The sequence below is a fragment of the Deinococcus yavapaiensis KR-236 genome (genome assembly GCF_003217515.1).
GTDB classification, from domain to species: domain Bacteria; phylum Deinococcota; class Deinococci; order Deinococcales; family Deinococcaceae; genus Deinococcus_A; species Deinococcus_A yavapaiensis.
The window spans coordinates 78,779-96,369 of sequence record NZ_QJSX01000010.1 but is presented as its reverse complement, the minus strand read 5'-3'; the positions used below and the strand labels follow the sequence as shown (position 1 = coordinate 96,369).

The 17,591-nt window shown below is 67.7% G+C and carries 16 protein-coding genes; 8 read left to right on the top strand and 8 right to left on the bottom strand.

The annotated features are described in order from the left end of the window. Positions 1-9: 9 nt before the first annotated feature. The 5 genes from DES52_RS13340 to DES52_RS13320 are packed head-to-tail and all read right to left on the bottom strand — an operon-like array spanning position 10 to position 4,770. Entirely contained in the window at positions 10-1,044 is a 1,035-nt protein-coding gene (locus DES52_RS13340; protein WP_110887313.1) for an ABC transporter ATP-binding protein, read from the bottom strand. Further along, positions 1,041-1,796: an ABC transporter permease gene (locus DES52_RS13335; RefSeq protein WP_110887312.1), complete on the bottom strand. Its 756-nt coding sequence runs from the start codon at positions 1,794-1,796 to the stop codon at positions 1,041-1,043. Before DES52_RS13335 ends, DES52_RS13340 begins: the two co-directional genes overlap by 4 nt. Further along, the gene (locus DES52_RS13330) at positions 1,793-2,635 is read right to left on the bottom strand and encodes an ABC transporter permease (protein WP_170131051.1); all 843 of its coding nucleotides are present in this window, start codon (positions 2,633-2,635) and stop codon (positions 1,793-1,795) included. The genes DES52_RS13335 and DES52_RS13330 overlap by 4 nt, the downstream gene beginning before the upstream one ends. Before the next feature lie 46 nt (positions 2,636-2,681). Next, positions 2,682-3,899, bottom strand: a complete 1,218-nt coding sequence (locus tag DES52_RS13325) for an ABC transporter substrate-binding protein (protein ID WP_170131050.1) — start codon at positions 3,897-3,899, stop codon at positions 2,682-2,684. Beyond that, positions 3,802-4,770 (bottom strand): lysophospholipid acyltransferase family protein, encoded by a 969-nt coding sequence (locus DES52_RS13320; protein ID WP_170131049.1) that lies wholly within the window; start codon positions 4,768-4,770, stop codon positions 3,802-3,804. The genes DES52_RS13325 and DES52_RS13320 overlap by 98 nt, the downstream gene beginning before the upstream one ends. A 147-nt stretch (positions 4,771-4,917) precedes the next feature. Between DES52_RS13320 and DES52_RS13315 the strand changes: the two genes are divergently transcribed. Then, entirely contained in the window at positions 4,918-5,508 is a 591-nt protein-coding gene (locus DES52_RS13315) for a hypothetical protein (protein WP_170131048.1), read from the top strand. Here DES52_RS13315 and DES52_RS13310 read toward each other — a convergent pair. Beyond that, positions 5,474-6,538, bottom strand: coding sequence for a 3'(2'),5'-bisphosphate nucleotidase CysQ (locus tag DES52_RS13310; protein ID WP_110887307.1), 1,065 nt, complete (start codon positions 6,536-6,538; stop codon positions 5,474-5,476). The two genes, DES52_RS13315 and DES52_RS13310, sit on opposite strands and share 35 nt — an antisense overlap. A 175-nt stretch (positions 6,539-6,713) precedes the next feature. Between DES52_RS13310 and aspS the strand changes: the two genes are divergently transcribed. The 5 genes from aspS (at position 6,714) to DES52_RS13285 (ending at position 11,405) form a co-directional block, all read left to right on the top strand. Beyond that, a complete protein-coding gene (gene aspS, locus DES52_RS13305; protein WP_110887306.1) occupies positions 6,714-8,006 on the top strand; it encodes an aspartate--tRNA(Asn) ligase in 1,293 nt (430 codons plus the stop codon). 50 nt (positions 8,007-8,056) lie between these two features. Further along, positions 8,057-8,587, top strand: coding sequence for a hypothetical protein (locus DES52_RS13300; RefSeq protein ID WP_146237286.1), 531 nt, complete (start codon positions 8,057-8,059; stop codon positions 8,585-8,587). Between the two features lie 47 nt (positions 8,588-8,634). Next, positions 8,635-9,777: an AI-2E family transporter gene (locus DES52_RS13295; protein WP_110887304.1), complete on the top strand. Its 1,143-nt coding sequence runs from the start codon at positions 8,635-8,637 to the stop codon at positions 9,775-9,777. 112 nt (positions 9,778-9,889) lie between these two features. Next, positions 9,890-10,630, top strand: coding sequence for an alpha/beta hydrolase family protein (locus DES52_RS13290; RefSeq protein ID WP_110887414.1), 741 nt, complete (start codon positions 9,890-9,892; stop codon positions 10,628-10,630). A 34-nt stretch (positions 10,631-10,664) separates the two neighbouring features. Then, on the top strand, positions 10,665-11,405 hold the full coding sequence (locus DES52_RS13285) for an alpha/beta hydrolase (protein ID WP_110887303.1): 741 nt from the start codon (positions 10,665-10,667) through the stop codon (positions 11,403-11,405). On the opposite strand, the gene DES52_RS13280 is transcribed toward DES52_RS13285, so the two are convergent. Both DES52_RS13280 and ileS read right to left on the bottom strand, forming a co-directional pair. Then, positions 11,402-12,181, bottom strand: a complete 780-nt coding sequence (locus tag DES52_RS13280; protein ID WP_110887302.1) for a methyltransferase — start codon at positions 12,179-12,181, stop codon at positions 11,402-11,404. The two genes, DES52_RS13285 and DES52_RS13280, sit on opposite strands and share 4 nt — an antisense overlap. A gap of 171 nt (positions 12,182-12,352) precedes the next feature. Further along, positions 12,353-15,649 carry an isoleucine--tRNA ligase gene (ileS, locus tag DES52_RS13275; RefSeq protein ID WP_110887301.1) on the bottom strand — a complete coding sequence of 1,099 codons (3,297 nt, stop codon included), beginning with the start codon at positions 15,647-15,649 and terminating at the stop codon, positions 12,353-12,355. Between the two features lie 435 nt (positions 15,650-16,084). On the opposite strand from ileS, the gene DES52_RS23590 reads away from it, so the two are divergent. Further along, complete coding sequence (locus tag DES52_RS23590) at positions 16,085-16,207, top strand: hypothetical protein (protein ID WP_281268572.1); 123 nt, start codon at positions 16,085-16,087, stop codon at positions 16,205-16,207. 14 nt (positions 16,208-16,221) lie between these two features. Beyond that, positions 16,222-17,520 (top strand): transcription termination factor Rho, encoded by a 1,299-nt coding sequence (rho, locus tag DES52_RS13270; RefSeq protein ID WP_425451127.1) that lies wholly within the window; start codon positions 16,222-16,224, stop codon positions 17,518-17,520. Positions 17,521-17,591 lie beyond the last annotated feature (71 nt).

Here is a 17,591-nt window from a genome sequence, read left to right as displayed (position 1 = left end):
CGCGCGTCCTCACGTCGTCGTTTCGGCGGGAACCGTCCAGCACGCGACGACGGGCACGTGCACGACGATTCGCTCGCCGAGCGCGTGCGTTTCGTGCGGCGGAGCGTGCCGCACGAGCGTGGTGTCGCCGACGCGCAGTTCGTGGCGGATGAAGGTGCCGCCGTACTCGGCGTTCGAGACAATTCCCTCGACGGTGTTCTCGGGGCCGGGCCCGAAGCGAATCGCTTCGGGCCGAATCGTGACGACGACCTTTCCGCGACGCTCGACGTTGGCGGTCAGGACGCCGAGGCTCGTTCGCACCCGCCGCCCTTCCTGTTCGCCCTCGAGGAAGTTCGCGCCGCCCATGTAGCGCGCGACGTCGAGCGTGGCGGGCGCGTCGTAGAAGCTTCTCGGCTCGCCGACTTGCAGCAGGCGTCCTTCGTGCAGCAGGCCGAGCCTGCGCCCGAGGGCGAGGGCGTCTTCGAGGTCGTGCGTCACGAGGACGATGGTCGTGCCGAGGCGTTCTTGCAAGTCTTTCACGACGCTTCGCATCTCGGCGCGCAAGGTCGTGTCGAGGGCGCTGAACGGCTCGTCGAGCAGCAGGACGCGCGGCGACGTGACGAGGGCGCGCGCGAGCGCCACGCGGCTTTCCTGTCCGCCGCTGAGTTGGTGCGGACGTCGGTTCTGGAAGCCTTCGAGGTTGACGAGGTCGAGCATCTCGGCGACCTTGCGGTCGATGTCGCGCTTCGCCTCGCCGCGCAGCTTGAGGCCGAACGCGAGATTCCCGCCCACGCTGAGGTGCGGAAAGAGCAAGGGACGCTGAAAGACGAGGCCCACGTCTCGCCGTTCGGGTGGCACGCGCGTGACGCTCGCTCCGTCGAGGCGGACGTCGCCCGCGTCGGGCGTCTCCAAGCCCGCGACGATTCTCAGCAGCGTCGTCTTGCCGCTTCCCGACGCGCCGAGCAGCACGAAGCGTTCGCCGCTTCGGACGCCGAGCGTCACGTTCCTCAAAATCGACGTGGGTCCGAACGACTTGCTGACGTTCGTCAATTCCAGCGAACTCACGCTCGCCAGCTTCGCACGTTTTTCGCCGTCAGCGCGTACGCGGCCAAGGGCGGCACGGTGTACACGACCGCCAGGGCCGCCGTGAGGGCCGTGTCACCGCCCGACGCGCTCGCGAGCAGCACGACCGGCAGCGTGAGGACGCTCGCTCCGCCGATCAGCAAGGTGAGCAGGTACTCGCTCCACGACACGAGGAACGCGAAGAGCAGCGCGACGAGCAAGCCGGGCCGAAGGGCGGGCAGCGTGACGAGCACGAGGGCGTGCCATCTCGTCGCGCCGAGCATCCGCGCGCCTTCCTCGAGCCGCTCGTCGTACTCGCGCCACGTCCCCGTGAGCAGCACGACCGCGTACGGCACGACGGGAACGAGATGCGCGGCGATCACGCCGACGAGCGTGTCCGTGAGTCCGAGCCGCACGAACACGACGTGCACGCCGAACACGCCCGCGAAGCTCGGCAGCAGAAGCGGCGCGAGCAGCACGCCGAGCAGGATCGTTCGGCCTCGAAACGTCGACTTCGCGAGCACCCGCGCGGCGGGCAGCGCGATCAGCACGCCGAGCAGGGCCGCTCCGCCCGCGACGAGCACGCTGCTCGCCGCCGCCGCCGCCACGCGCGTCGCCGGGTCGAGCAGTCGCGCCCAAGCCGAGGTGGCCCACTCGCCGGGCAGCACGTCCGGGTAGTACCAGCGCCGCGCGAACGACCACACGAGCAGCGCCGCGAGCGGCGAGAGTCCCGCCGCGCCGAGCGCGACTTTCACGGCCGCTTCCTCGTGGCCCGCGCGTACACGACGACGAGCGGCAGCAGCGACGCGGCGATGAGAACGGAGATCGCCATTGCGGTCGAGCGCGCGCCGAGGTCCACGTCGCCGAAGGCGCGCACGGCGAGAACGCTGAGCGTCCCAGGGAAGGTCGCGCCCAGCACGTACGGCACCTCGTACGTCGCGCACGCGAACGCGAACACCAGCACGAGCGCGCCCGCGACGGTCGGCGCCACGAGCGGCAGCGTGACGCGCGAAACGCGCTGCCAAGAGGTCGCGCCGAGGGTGGCGGCGGCGTCCTCGAACGCGGGATCGAGCCGCGCGAGCGCGCCCAGCACGGTCACGCCGACGAACGCCGACTCCTTCAAGACGAGGTGCACGATCATTCCCAGCCCGAGCGGGTCGTTCGTGAGCACGGGGAAGTCGGCGGGCCCGTTCGTCCACCCCAAGGCGTGCGTGGCCCTCGACAACAGCCCGCTTTGCGAGAAGGCGAGCAGCACGACGACCGCGAACACGACGTGCGGAATCGGCAAGGTCACGCCGAGCGCGAAGCGCCCGCCGCGCCGACGCACGAGAAGCGCCAGCAGCACGCCGAATACGCCCGACAGCAGCGTCGACGCGAGCGCGACGACCAAGGTGAGCCGAAGCGACGCCCAAAACTCGCTCGAGCCGAGCAGCGCGCGGTACGCGTCCACGCCGACGCGCGTTCGGCCCGCGAACGGCAAGTAGCCCAAGCTTTGCGCGAACGCGAGGGCCAGCCCCCCGCCGAACAGACCGCCGCACACCAGCAAGGCGGGAAGCGCGCCCCACCGCTCGAACGAGTGCCTCGCTCGCGTCAACGCCGCGCCTCCGAGAGCGAAGCAGGCGAGCCTGGACGGAGGTCGGTCACCGCAAGCTCTTCCAGCCGTCCTGCACGCGCTTGTCGTACTCGGCGGCGACGTCTCCGAAGGAGTTCCGGGCGAGCAAGGCGGGATCGAGCGTGTACGGCCCGACGTTCAACGCGGCCTTCACGCGCTCGGGGAAGCGGCCGCCCACCTTGGTGGGATCGACGGCGAGCCCGTCGCCCCACACGCCGCCGGAAAGTTTTCGCAGTTGCAACTCGGGCTCCAGCAGCACGTTGGCGAGGACCATCGCGCCCGCCTTTCTCGCCGAGTTGTACGGAATGGCGACGTAGTGGAAGTCGGCGACGGTGCCCGCGTCGAACAGGTACACGCGCGCCGACTTCGGAAGCTGGCCGCTCTCGACTTCGGCGGCGATGCCCGCGATGTTCTGCACGAACGCGAAGTCCACCTCGCCGTTGGAAAGCAGTTGGTATTGCTGCGCGATGTCGGCGGGAAAGGTCGCGCCGCCACGCCAAAGGTTCGGCTTGAGGTCTCGCAGGTAGCGCCACAGCAGCGGTGACGTCGCGCGCCACCGCTGCTCGTCGAACGGGCCTTGGAATTGCTTGGCGCCCCCGGCGAGTTCGAACAAGGCTTGTCGCAAAAAGCGGTTGCCGTAGAAGGCGGGCGGCGCGACGAACGTGAAGCGGCCCGGGTGCTTCTTCGCCCAAGCGGCGAGCGAGCGAAAGGACTTCGGCAAGTCGGCCGCTTTCACTCGGGCCGAGTCGTACACGTACTGCCACTGCGTGGACCCCCACGGACTTTCCGCGCCGCTCACCGGCTCGCCGAAGTCGTTGCGCACCGCCGGATTCTGCCAATCCACGTACTTCGCGTTCGGCAAGCGCTCCGCCCACGTCGTGAACAGCAGCCGAGCGGACTTGGCGGTCTTGAAGTTCTCGCCGTTGATCCAAACGAGGTCCACCGTACCGTTGGTGTCGCGGCCCGCCTGCTTTTCTCCGAGAACGCGGTTGACGGCTTGCACGGTGTCCGTGAGGGGCACGCGGCGCAGCGTCACGCCGAGCTTCTTGAGTTCGGGCGCGACGACTCGGTCGACGTAGCGGTTGATGTTGTCGCTGCCGCCCCACATGTAGAAGTTGACGGTCTGACCGCGCGCTTCTCGCAGCACGTCACTCCACGTCATGCGGGCGAAGTCGCGGTCGACCGTGCGCGTCTGTGCGAGCGCGGGCGTGGCCAGCAGGGCCGTCAGGACCAGCAGGTGTTTCACGGGGAGCTCCTTCTCGGTGCGCGCGAACGCGACCGAACAAATCGGGAAAATCCGGATCGATGTCGTACTTGTAGCCGTCCCACCACCCGTCCCGCTCGGGATCGAAGCGGCGCGGCGCGGCCCCGCCGACAGTGAGGGCGGCGGCCTTCAATTGCCGCCGCGTGCGCACGCGCAACTCGTCGAGCGGCACGCCGCGCACGTCCTCCACGGAAATCGGCGGCAGGACGCGCACGGAGACGCGCTCGCCGTACCGCACCGTCGGCGTGTACGGATGCTCCCACACGCGGTGAGAGCCGCTCAAGGCGACGGGCAAGATGGGCTTGTCGAGCGCCCGCGCGAGGTGGAACGCGCCGCCTTGAAAGTCCGACTCCAAGCCGAGGATGGTGCCTTGCGCGAAGATCGCGACGCTTTCGCCTTCGGCGAACACGTCTCGGGCGTGGCGCAGCAGCGTACGGTACGCCCGCGCGCCGTCCTCGGGGCGCACTTCGATTTGCTTCGTGCGCTTCAAGGCCGCGCCGAGCAGGGGCCAGCCGAACAGCTCGTCGCGCGCGACGAATCTCAGCGGCAACGGCAAGTGCAACAGGGCGGGCACGTCCACGAGCCCTTCGTGCAGCGATACGACGACGTATCGTTGGCCTCGCGCGATGTGCTCGGCGCCGTGCACGTCGAGGCGCACGCCGAGGTGCCGCAGCAGCGCCTTCGAGCCGCCTCGCAGCAGCGCGTGTACCACGCGCCTCGGAGCGCGCTCCACCCACGGCTCGCTCAGCAGGCACGCCCACGTCCACACGAGGCCCATGCCGACGTGGGCGCGCGCGGCGTCCTTTCGGGACACCTGCACGCGGTCGTCCCAAAAGGACGTCTTCGTCGGCACGCCTGAGTCTACGGGTGGCTCCGCCTTGCGCACGTTGACCGAGCGTGAAGATCGTGGGCGCCGCCAGCATCCGTTGCCAGCATCCGTTGCCAGCATCCGTTCGGGCTTGTCATCGGCGTGCCACGAAGCGCGAAGCACCCTGAGCGCATGAAGAACGCTTCGTGGCTCGTCCTGCTCGGTTTGCCTCTGCTCCTCGCCGCTTGCCGGTCGTTCGGTCTCGACGAGCAGCCCGCCTTGACGCACATCGCGGGGCGCGTCGTGACGACCGGTCCGCTTCCACGGTTCGTCGGACTCGACGAGGACGCGCCGATCGTGGAGCCCGCCTCGGTGGACGCCGACGGACGATTCTCGTTGCCGTTGCCGCGCGGCGTCGCGACGCATCGTCCCGAGTGGCTCGTGCCCGATCCGGAGTGCGAGGGCGACGTTCACGTCGGGAATCCGGGTGTTCGGTCGGTCGAGATCGCCGCGCTTCGCGCGTGGGGCGGCGACGTGCCGACGACGTTGTCCACGCGCCGCGTGACGTGGGGCACCTCCGAGGAGTACGTGTACGTCTTCGTGACGAACGACACGACCGTACGAGGCGGCAAGTCCTGCGCGGACGGAACGCGCGTCGAGTACGCGCTCGACCTACGCTCAGGCTGGAACGTCGAGCGCTCGACGTACCGTCTCGTCGGAACGACCTTGTTGGCGCGCCAAGAAAGCGTCACTCCGTCGCGTCTGACGTGGTCGATTCGCTGAAGTTCGGCGCGTCGGGAATGCTCAGCGAGCGCCGCAAGTTGCGCATGATGAACGACACGCCGCGCGCGGGGCCGTCGGCGTACGCGACTCGGTACGCCTCGCCGCGCCGTTCGAGCGCCACGGCGGATTCCAAGGCGCGTCCCGCCGTTCGGACGTGCACGCTGGGGTGCCCGCGAAGTTCGGGCGGCAAGAGCGCGAACGCCGCCTCGCCTTCTCGCACGAACAGATGCTGCTGCGCGACTGCCAATCGGTCGAGCTCGCGCGCGAGCCACGCGACGACGTCGCCGCGACCGCCGATCGTTCCGCGCCGAAGCGCCGGGTCGGGCGCGTTGTAGCCGATGGCCGCGCCGTCACGAAAGGTGTACGAACCGCCCGCCGCCGCCACGAGGGCGTGTCCGGCGCACACGTCCCACTCGCTGCGCGGATTGATCGTGAACGTCGCGTCCGCCTCGCCCGCCGCGATCTTCGCGAGCTTCAAGGCGATCGATCCGCTCGGCCGCATGCCCCGAAGCGGCGTGCCCGTCAATTCCCGCTCGTACTCTGTGGCGGACACGGCGATGACGGCGTCCTCCACGGGCCGTTTCGAGAAGCCCACGGTTCGCCCGTTCTTCTCGACGCCGTCGAGTCCCGCGTACACGTCGCCCGTGGCGGGCGCGTACACCACGCCGAGGCGAGGCTCGCCGTCCACCGTCAAGCCGATGCTGACGGCGAAGTCGGGCGAGCCGTGCACGAACTCTTTCGTGCCGTCGATCGGGTCGACGATCCACACCCGCCGCTTCGCGAGGCGCGTCTCGTCGTCGGCCATCTCCTCGCTGAGCACGCCGTCGAAGGGCGCGTGACGCCGAATGCGCTCGATGATGAGCTCGGACGCTTCACGGTCGGCGATCGTCACGAAGTCGTCGGGCACGTCGGATTTGCGCTCGACGTCGAAGCCGCGCCGTCGGTGGTTCATGACGAGGTCGCCCGCCGCGCGGGCCGTGTCGATCGCGAACGTCAAGTCGCTGCGCCTGGGCGCGAAGTCGTGCGTCACGTGACCTAGACTACTTCGCTCGCACGCGGCGATGTGTCCGTGTTACACTCCCGGCAATGAACCGCTCGCCGCGCAATGACGATAATGATGCTCCCACGGGGGCGTCGTAGCCGTATCGCGGAACGAGCGAACCCCCCGGAGCCACTCCGGGGGGTTTTCGTTAAGGAGTGAAGATATGACGGGATCGGCGATCGCCAGCAGGGTGCTCATCAAGGAACTTCCAAGTCACGAAGGACAGCAGGTGAAGTTGCGCGGCTTCGTGTACACGCGCCGCGACCTCGGCGGCGTTCAGTTCCTGCTGCTGCGTGACCGCAGCGGCGTCGCGCAAGTCGTTCTTTCCAAGACGCACCTTCCCATGCCCGAGAGCAGCGTCGAGGTGATCGGCAAGGTCGTGCGGCAAGCCAAGGCGCCCGGCGGCTTCGAAGTGCAGGCGTCGAACTTGCACGTGCTGTCGGAAGCGACCGAGCCGCCGCCCGTCGAGATGAACAAGGTGGAGTGGCACGCCAATCCCGAGACCTTGCTCGACTACCGGTACGTGACGGTGCGAGGCCTCAAGGACCGCGCGGCCCTCAAGGTGCAAGCGACGCTCGTCGACGCCTTCCGCGATTACCTTTCGCGCGAAGGCTTCACGGAGATCTTCACGCCGAAGATCGTCTCGGCGGGCGCGGAAGGCGGCGCGAACTTGTTCGAGCTCGACTACTTCGGCGAGCGCGCCTACCTCGCGCAAAGTCCGCAACTTTACAAGCAGATCATGGTGGGCGTGTTCGAGCGGGTCTTCGAGACCGCGCCCGTGTACCGTGCCGAGGAGCACGCGACCAGCCGTCACCTCAACGAGTACCTCTCGCTCGACGTCGAACTTGGCTTCATCGACTCCGAGGAGGACGTGATGGACGTCGAGGAGGCGTTGCTGCGCAACGTCGTCGAGCGGCTCGAAGCTCAGTGCCAAGAGGAATTCGACTTGTTCGGCGCGTCCTTGCCGATTCTCGGCGAGCGCTTTCCGCGCATTCCCCTCATGGAAGCGCGGCGCATCGTCACCGAGAAGTACGGCCATCAAGTCGGCGGCAAGGACCTCGATCCCGAGGCGGAGCGGCTGTTTTCGCAGTACGTCCTCGAAGAGTACGGAAGCGACTTCGTGTTCGTCACGAAGTATCCCAGGACCGCCCGTCCCTTTTACGCCTTCTTCGAAGAGGACGGCTTCACCCGCTCGTTCGACTTGCTGTTCCGCGGCATCGAGATCACGTCAGGCGGGCAGCGCATCCACGACCTCGCGATGCTGAAGCGCTCGCTGTCGGAGCGCGGCATGAGCGAGGCGGGCTTCGAAGGCTACCTGGAGGTCTTCAAGCACGGCATGCCGCCGCACGGCGGGTTCGCGATCGGCGCCGAGCGTCTCACCGCGAAGCTTCTCGGCATCGCCAACGTTCGCTTCGCCCGCGCCTTTCCGAGAGACCGTCACCGCCTCACGCCTTGACGCGCCCGCGAGGTCAGCTTTCCGTCACGTTCGCGTGACGTTCTGGAGGCATGAAGAGAGTCACTTCGTCGTGCATGCTCGCCGCCGCGTCGCTCGCCCTCGCCGCCCCTTCCGCGCAAGATCCCGTCGCCCTCGTCGAGCGTTCCCTGGCCGGCGCGAGCGTCACCTTCGCCGGGGCGAGCGCGACGGCGTCCGCCTACTCCGTCTCGTGGCCCGCGTCCTCGTCGCTTCTCGCCTTGATCTTCTCGAACGAAGCTCGAAGCGCGAGTGAGGCGGACCGCGTGCGGTCGTTCACGGTGAGCGCCCCGCTCGACGCGGCGAATCGGCTGCCGTCGGCGTCGCGGGACGCGCTGCTGCGCGTGAGCGACGCGTTGAACCGCGCGTGCTTCTCCCACGCTCCGAGAAGCCTCGGCACGGTCGTGGACGCGGCGCTCGCCAACCGCCTCGCGCGCCTCTCGGTGCGCCGAGAGACGCGCGTGAGCGTCGAGGACGGCGAAGGCGGCGGTCGCGTGTTGCGCCTCACCTTCGTCTTGCCGAGCGGCGGCATGCCGTCGTGCGCCATGCACGTGCCGCGTCGGTGACGCGAAACGTGCCGCGTTCCGCACGTGGCGGCGGGGTACAGTGATCCATGCTTCAACCCGACCCGCTGTACCGCTCGCTCGCGAAGCTCGTGTGGCTCTTCTTCGGGGTCGTGCTCGCCTTGTGGTTTTTGCAGACGACGTTGTTCGTGGTGCTGTTCACCGCCGCGACCTTCGTGTTCGCGCTGGGCCTCAACGCGCCCGTACGGTGGTTGGAGCGCCGCCGCGTGCCGCGCGGTCTCGCGACGACGCTCGTGGTGGTGATCGCGTTGCTGATCGCGGCGCTCGTGTTGTGGATCGCGTTGCCACGGTTCGTGACGGAGGTGTCGAAGCTCGTGACGCAACTGCCCGCGTTCGTCACGGGCCTCGCCAACACCCTCGCGAATCTCGCCGGGCGTGTCTCGCCGAGCCTCGCCGACGAGATTCGGTCGTCGGTGTCGAACGTCAACGCGGACTTCGTGACGCAAGCCTTGCCGACGTTGCAAACGTGGTTGGCGCGCGTCGGGTCGTTCACGGTGTCCCTCGTGAGCGGCGTCGGTTTGCTGGCGCTGCTCGGCGTGTCGGTGGTGTTCAGCGTGGCGCAACCGCGCCCCTTGGTGCGCGGTCTCATCGCGGTGTTCCCGCCGGAATTACGCCGTCCGGCGATGCTCGCGCTCGCGTCGAGCGGACAGGCCGTGGCGGGCTGGCTGGGGTCGAACCTCATCGTGGGCGCCTTTCAAGCGGTCACGGTCGGGATCGTGCTGAGCCTTCTCGGGGTGCCGGGCGCGCTCGTGTGGGCGTTGCTCGCGTTCTTCTCGGAGCTCGTGCCGCGCGTCGGCTTCTACGTCATGGCCGTTCCGCCGCTGCTCGTCGCGCTCGCCGTGGGACCGCAGACGGCGTTGTGGGTGGGCGTGTTCTTCTTGCTGCTCGACACCTTGACGTCGAACTTCGTGGGGCCGTTCGTGCGCGCCGACCGCATGGACTTGCATCCGGTGTCGTTGCTGCTGGCCTTGCTCGCGTTCGGCACGGCGTTCGGCTTCGCGGGCGCGATTCTCGCGACGCCCGTCGCGGGCATCATCAAGGCGTTCTACGAGGCGTTCGTGCTGCGCGCCGAGCGCGGCGACGTTCCGCTGGAGCTCGCCGTGGACGTCGTCCTTGACGGCAAGCCGCGCACCGACGCCGAGCGGGCGCTCGTGAAGGGCGCGGCCACGTAAAAGGCCGCTTCGCCGCACGCGAACGACCGGGCGCGTGAAGCACGCCGCGCGTCGTGGCTGGCGAGTGGTCGGCACCCTTGCGCCGAGGGCGCGCGCTCGGTACGCTCCGCTCGTGGAATTCCAAGTTTCGTTCGTCGTGGGCGGTCAAGCTCTTTACGGCCTGCTGTACCTTCCGGACGCGCCGCGTCCGCCGAGCGGCCATCCGAGCGTGGTACTGCTGCACGGTTACACCGGCAACCGCGCCGGGGACCATCGTTTGCTGCCGTTGCTCGCCCGCCGCCTCTCGAACCTCGGCGTCGCCGCCCTCACCTTCGATTTTCGTGGCAGCGGCGAGTCGCAGGGTGACTTCGCCGAGATGACGGTGTCGCGCGAACTCGAGGACGTGCGCGCGGCGTTCGCGTTCGCGCGCGCCCATCCCGAACTCGACGCGAAGCGAGTCATGTTGCTGGGCTTTTCGATGGGCGGCATGGTCGCGGCGCTCGCCGCGGCCGAGGTGAACGCCGAGCGCCTCGTCTTGTGGGCGCCCGCCTCGCCGGAATTGTGGCTGGCGAACATGCCGACCGTGGACACGCTGCCCGAGGTGATCGACGTGAACGGCTGGCCGCTCGGCCGCGCCTTTTTGGAGGAGCTGCCGATCGTGAATCCGGTCGGGACCTTGACGCGCTTCTCGGGGCGCGTGCGCGTCGTGCACGGCGAGGTGGACGCGGCGGTGCCGCTCGCCGTGGGGCAGGCGTACGCCGAGGCGTCGAATGCCGAGTTGGTCGTGATTCCCGGCGCGAACCACACCTTCGATTCGTTGGAGGCCGTGCGGGCCTTGTACGAGGCGACGGCGTCCTTCTTGACTCAATCTTGACCGTCTTCGCGCGCGCGCTTGTAGACTGGCGCGCATGGAAACGTTCGCGTCCTTCCGTGTGAACGGGCAGCGGCTCGTCGGTATCGTGCACCTTCCCGACGGGCCCGCGCCTTCGACGGGTTGGCCGCTCGTCGTGATGCTGCACGGCTTCATGGGGCAGCGCAGCGAGGACGGGCGGTTGTTCACCCTCGCCAGCCGGTTCTTCGCGCCGCGCGGCCTCGGCAGCTTGCGCTTCGACTTTCGAGGCTGCGGCGATTCGGACGGCGAGCACGAGGAGGTGATGATGTCCCGTCAAGTCGAAGATGCGGTCGCCGCCTGCGCGTACGCGCGCGCCCAACCGGGCGTGGACGCCGAGCGCGTGTCGCTCCTGGGGTATTCGACGGGCGGCCTCGTCGCGGCCTTGTCGGCGCGGCAACTGCGTCCGCACCGCCTCGCGTTGTGGGCGCCCGCCCTGCCGAACGACCTTTTGAAGCTCTTGCCGTTCGGAACGCTGCCGTCGACGATCGTGGACGTCGCCGGGCAAGGCGTCGGGCGTCCGTTTCTCGCCGAGCTGCCTCGCCTCGACCCGCTGGAGGCCGTGCGGGTCGCGGGACGGGACGTGCACGTCTTTCAAGGGGAGAAGGACGAGCGCGTCGCTCGGTCGAGCGCCGAGGCGTACGCGATGGCCGCGGCCGCGCCGCTCTCGCTCGTGCCGAAAGTCGGGCACGCCTTCGAGAAGATCCCGGCGCGCGACGCGTTGTACGAAGGTACGCTGCGATTTTTGCAAGGACGTTAGGCGGGTTTGCGGGCCGTGAACAACGTGCGCTTGAAGGCGTAGAAGACGGGCCCGCTCGGCCATTGTTGCCACAACCTCTCGCGGTAACGCGCTTCGAACGCGGCCTTGCGCTCGTCGTCGAGTCGTTCGAGGTACGGTACGAGGGCCGTGCCTCGCGTCCAAGCGAGGATTCCGTCCGCGTCGCTCAGCACGACCGGGTAGATCTTCTCGAACGCGACGATGTCGATCCCGCCGAGGTCGAAGAGGCGCTCGGCGTACTCGGTGAGGCTCGCCACGGGGCGCGCGCGCGAGGCGGGCGCGCTTTGCAGGCGGGTGAACCCGCCGAGGTCGTCGGCGAATTCACGGGCCGTGTCGTTCAAGAGGCGATGGGACGGGTGGTCGAAGTTGCTCGGCACTTGTACGGCGAGTTGTCCGCGCGGCGCGAGGTGTGTCCACAAGCGCGCCAGGAGGGCGTCGTGGTCGGGAAGCCATTGCAGGGCGGCGTTCGAGAAGATGACGTCGAAGCTTCCGGCGAGCTCGAGGATGTCGCGCCGTTCGAAGCGCAGGCCGGGCCGCGTGAAGGCGTGCGATTTGGCGAGCATCTCGGATGACGCGTCGATGCCGAGGGTGTCGCTGTCGGGCAGTCGGTCGGCGAGCAGGCGGGTGAGCTCGCCCGTGCCGCATCCGAGGTCGACGACCTTGAGGTGCGGGCGGACGTCGAGGAGGTTCAAAAGGTCGTGAAAAGGCTGGGCGCGCTGGGCGCCGAACTGTTGGTACTGATCGGGATTCCAAGGCATGTGTCGAGGGTACGCCGCCGCCTATTCATAGTCGTGTTACTTCTTCGGGAACAACAAAATAGTCGGAACTCGATATCCAAAGAGCGACAAAAAAATCACGCGCCCGTTCATTGTGAAATAAATCACTTAAAGACCTCGAAGAAGCGCCACCCCGAAAGGTGGCGCGGTCGATCAACGAAGAGCGCGAACGAAGACCCGGCCGCCCTCGACTTCCACGGAGAATCCTTCGACCGAGCCGAACACGACACGGTCCGCGAGGACTTCGCCCGCCACGAACGACTCCCACGCGCGCGCCGCCTCGCCCATGTCGCCTTGCACGTCCAACCCGAGTTCGATGCGGTCGGAAACGTCGAACCCGGCGTTCTTGCGAGCGTCTTGCACCGCCCGCACGAGGTCACGCGCCAGCCCTTCGAGCACGAGATCGCGCGTGAGAGTCGTGTCGAACGCCACGAGGTACCCGGCGTCTTCCGCCGCCGCGAGCCCTTCGGGACTCTTGGCGTCCACCAGCACCCCGCTCGGCGGCAACGTGAAGGTCACGCCGCCCGCCGACACCGTGAAGTCTTGGCCGTCGCGCACGGCGCGTGCGACGGCCGCCGCGTCCGTCTCGGCGAGCGCTTGACGCAAAAGCGGCACTTGCTTGCCGTACGTCTTGCCGATGACGGGCAAGTTCGGGCGCAGCGTGTAGGTGACGAGCTCCGCGAACGGATCGAGAAACTCGACGTCCTTGACGTTGAGCTCCTCGCGCAGCAAGTCCGCGAAGCGCGCGAGGGCCGCCGTCTGCTGAGGCGTGCGCGCCCGCACGAGGACTTTGGGCAAGGGTTGACGCGTCTTGATGCCCGTCTGCCCGCGAACGGCCCGCCCGAGGTCCACGACGCGCAGCAAGGCCGCCATCTCCGAGACGAGCGCCTCGTCGAACTTCGCAGCGTCGAAGGTCGGCCAGTCACACAAGTGCACGCTCTCGGGCGCGGACGCGTCGACCGGACGCGCGAGGCTTTGATAGAGGTGCTCGGCGAAGAACGGCACGAACGGCGCGGCGAGCTTCGACACCGTCACGAGCGCTTCGTGCAGCGTCGCGTACGCGCTCGACGCGTCCGACCGGTCGTCACCGCGCCAAAAGCGGCGGCGGTTGCGGCGCACGTACCAGTTGCTGAGCTCGTCCACGAAGCGCTCCAAGGCCCGCGCTCCGCCTCGCGCGTCGTACGCTTCGAGGGCCGCCGTCGCGTCGCGCACCGTCACTTGCAGTCGGGCGAGCAGCCAGCGGTCGATTTCAGGGCGCGTTTCGAACGCGGGCGCCTCCTCGAAGTTCGGCGCGTCGATGTTCGCGTACAACACGAAAAACGAGTAGACGTTGTACAGCGTGTTCAGAAAGCCGCGCTGCGCTTCGCCGACGAGGCGCTCCGAGAAGCGCTTCTGGTCGCCCGGCTCGGACGCCGTGAACATGTACCAGCGCACCGAGTCCGCTCCGTACGAATCGAACAGAGGAATGGGCCGCACGACGTTGCCCTTGCTCTTCGACATCTTCTTGCCGTGCTCGTCGACGATGTGGCCCAGGCAGATGACGTTCTTGTACGCGGGCGCGCCGTACAGCAACGTCGAGATCGCGTGCAGCGAGTAAAACCAGCCGCGCGTCTGATCGATCGCCTCGCAGATGAAGTCGGCGGGAAAGTGCTTGTTGAACGCCTCGAAGTTCGCTTCCTTGCCGGGCAGGGGAGACTCGCCCGTCTCGTCGGTGAGAAGGCCCCACTGCGCGTACGGCATGGATCCCGAGTCGAACCACACGTCGAGCACCTCGGGCACGCGGCGGTACGTCTTGCCGCCCCGCTCGAACGTGACGTCGTCGATGTAGGGACGGTGCAGATCGAGGTTCGTGAGGTCGCGTCCCGCGAGTTCTTGAAGCTCGCTCAACGACCCGACGCAGATGGTGTCGCTGCCGTCTTCGGCGCGCCAAAACGGCAAGGGCGTGCCCCAGTAGCGTTCGCGCGAGATGGCCCAGTCGACGTTGCCTTCCAGCCACTTGCCGAAACGGCCGTGCTTGATGTTCTCCGGCACCCAGTTGATGAGGTCGTTCGTTTCGACGAGCTTGCCCGCCATCTTGTGCGTTCGGACGTACCAACTCGGCTTGGCGAAGTACAGAATCGGATCGCCCGTGCGGTCGTGGAAGGGGTAGCGGTGGCGCAGCGTGCCCGCGTGGTACATGAGGCCGCGCGCCTTGAGATCACGAATGAGGCCCTTGTCGGCGTCCTTGAAGAACTGGCCGCGCTCGGTCGTGACGCGCAAGATGCCGTGGTCGTCCACGCCGAACACCATCGGCGCGCCGTACGCGCGTGAAAGCTCGAGGTCCTCGGCGCCGTACACGGGCGCTTCGTGCGCGACGCCCGACCCGTCCTCGGCGGACACGAAGTCGGCGAGCGCCACGAAGTGCATCACGGGCCGTCCGTCGTCGCGCCGCTCGTGCAACTGCTTCAAGACGCCGAGTTCGACCGCGACGTCCGCGAAGGGCGGCTCGTACTCCACGCCTTCCAGAACGCGCCCTTCGAATTCGGCGAGAACTTCGAGCGGCGTCTTGCCCGGCAGTTCGCCGAGGCGTTCCACCGCGTCCTTCGCGACGACGACGGTGCCCATCGCCGAGCGCGCCGCAACGTACGTGAGCTTGGCGTTCACGGCGGCCAAGGTGTTGCTCGGCAGCGTCCACGGCGTCGTCGTCCAGATGACGAGGGCGAGCGAGGCGCGGTCTTCGCCTTGGACGCCCGCCAACGCCTCGCTCGCCGCGCTCGGCAAGGAGTCGAGCTTCAGCGGAAAGCGCACGTACACGCTCGGATCGTCGACTTCCTTGTAGCTGTCCTCCTCGCCGAGTTCGGCTTTGGACAGCGTCGTGGAGATGCGCGGGCTGAGCGGCACGACTTTGTAGTCCTGCTCGACGAGACCTTTGGTCCACAGCCGCTTGAGAAGGTTCCAGACGCTTTCGATGTACGCGTTGGTGTACGTGACGTAGGCGTGCTCCAAGTCCACCCAGTACCCGAGGCGCTCGGTGAAGTAATTCCAGTCTTGGATGGTCGTGAAGACCGATTCGCGGCACAGGCGATTGAATTCCTCGAGTTCCTCGCGCGAAGCGCCGTGGTTGCGGCCTTGCAGCCCGAGCTTCTTCTCGACGGAGATCTCGACGGGTAGGCCGTGCGTGTCCCAACCGCCTTTGCGCGTGACGTGGTAGCCCTGCATCGTGCGAAAACGTGGAAAGAGGTCCTTGAACGACCGCGCGAGCACGTGGTGCAAGGCGGGTTGCCCGTTGGCCGTGGGCGGCCCTTCGTAGAAGACGAATTCGGGGCCTTCGCGCCGCTGCGTCGCTGCGAAGACGCCGCGCTCCTTCCAAAAGGCGAGGACGTTCGCTTCGATCTCGGCGTATCTCGGGTTGGACGCGACGTCGGCGAACAGCTTGCGGGATTCGGTCTGGGTGTTGAGCGTGTCGGTCATGAATCCTCCAAAAAAGAATCGGCGCCCCGGCATCGATTGCTGGGGCGCTGGAAAGGCGCGGTACCACCCGGCTTCGCCCGCGGATCGCGGGCCTCGCTTTGCCGTCTGTCGGGCGGCCGTCCGGTCGGGTCTACTGAAGCTTCGCTCGTTCTTCCGACGGCGCGGGAGGTGATGTTCGGCGGGAACGTCTCGTCGGGCTCGCACCATCCCCGACTCGCTGTGAAACGCCGTGTCCGCGTACTGTCCTCGCGATCGCCTGCAAAGTTGTTGCGGCCGGGACATCCGGCCCTGCAGGCATGGTACGATGATCCGTCCCGAGCGTCAACGCGTTCGTTTTTCTTCGCGCAGGCCGTCCGCCTTCTGCTTCATGTCCGGCCGATGGATCGTGTACGATGTACACCTCGGGTTCATCTTCCTTCTCTCGCCGGAGGCTGCATGAAGCGCTTTGTCGACACGGCCGTCCCCGCACAGATCCGCGTTCTCGACGCGCGCGGCGCTTTCACGCTCGCTTCCTCACTCGGCTCGGCGGCCGCGCGGCTCGCCTCGCCCACTTCCTGATCAAGGACTCACCCATGATGGACCGCGTTCCTTCCAACTCGGGCCCGCTGCCCGAACCGCTGAAGTTTCAAGACCTCCAGACGAAGATCATGCCCGAACTCCACCTCATCGCGGCGGGGCTCGGCATCGACAATTACCGCAAGCTCAAGAAAGACGCGCTCGCCCTGGCGATTCTCGAGCGCCAAGCGCAACGCGAAGGTCAACGTCTCGCGCGCGGCTTCCTCGAAATTTCGCAGGACGGCTACGGCTTCTTGCAAGAAAACCTCCTCGATCCCGATTCACGCACGGTGCTCGTGTCGGCCGGTCTCATCAAGCAGTACCAGTTGCGCACGGGCGACGAAGTCATCGGCCGCGCGCGCCCGCCGCGCGACAACGAGCGCTACGGCACCTTGCAGCGAGTCGAGGCCGTCAACGGCCTCGATCCGGGCGCGGCGGCGGCGCGGCCGCGCTTCGACGACCTCACGCCGACCTTCCCGGATCAGCAACTCGTCCTCGAAGACCCGACGATGGAGGACAACGTCGCCTTGCGCGTCGTGGACTTGCTGTGCCCGATCGGGCGCGGTCAGCGCGGCCTCATCGTCGCGCCGCCGAAAGCCGGGAAGACGACGCTTCTCAAGAAGATCGCCAACTCCATCGTTCGCAACTACCCTGAAGTCACCGTGATGGTGCTGCTCGTCGACGAGCGCCCCGAAGAAGTCACGGACTTCCGCGAAAGCGTGCAGGGCGCGCAAGTCATCGCGTCGACGTTCGACGAGCCGCCGCAAAACCACGTGCGCGTCGCCGAGTTCGTGCACGAGCGGGCGCGGCGCATCGTGGAGGAGGGCGGGCACGTCGTGATCCTGCTCGACTCGATCACGCGCCTCGCGCGCGCGAACAACCTCGTCACGCCTCCGACAGGCCGCACCCTCTCGGGCGGTCTCGACTCGAACGCGCTGCACTGGCCCAAGCGCTTCCTGGGCGCCGCCCGCAACATCCGCGGCGGCGGCTCGCTGACGATTTTGGCGACGGCGCTCGTGGAGACGGGTTCGCGCATGGACGACGTGATCTTCGAGGAGTTCAAGGGCACGGGCAACATGGAGCTCGTCCTCAGCCGCCGCCTCGAAGAGCGCCGCATCTTCCCGGCGATGGACATCCTCAAGTCCGGCACTCGCCGCGAAGAGCTGCTGCTCACCCAACCCGTGCTGCAAAAGATGTGGTTGCTGCGCAAAGTCATCTCCGACATGGACCCCGCCGAGGCGATGGACATGCTGCTCGGCCGCATGGGCAAGACGGCGAACAACGCCGAGTTTCTCGCCACCCTCGCGGGGCGTTGACGCCCCGAAGCGCGAAGCGCACAATGACGGCGACCGCGACGGCGCCGTCTTTTTCGTTCGCCCGTCCGTCC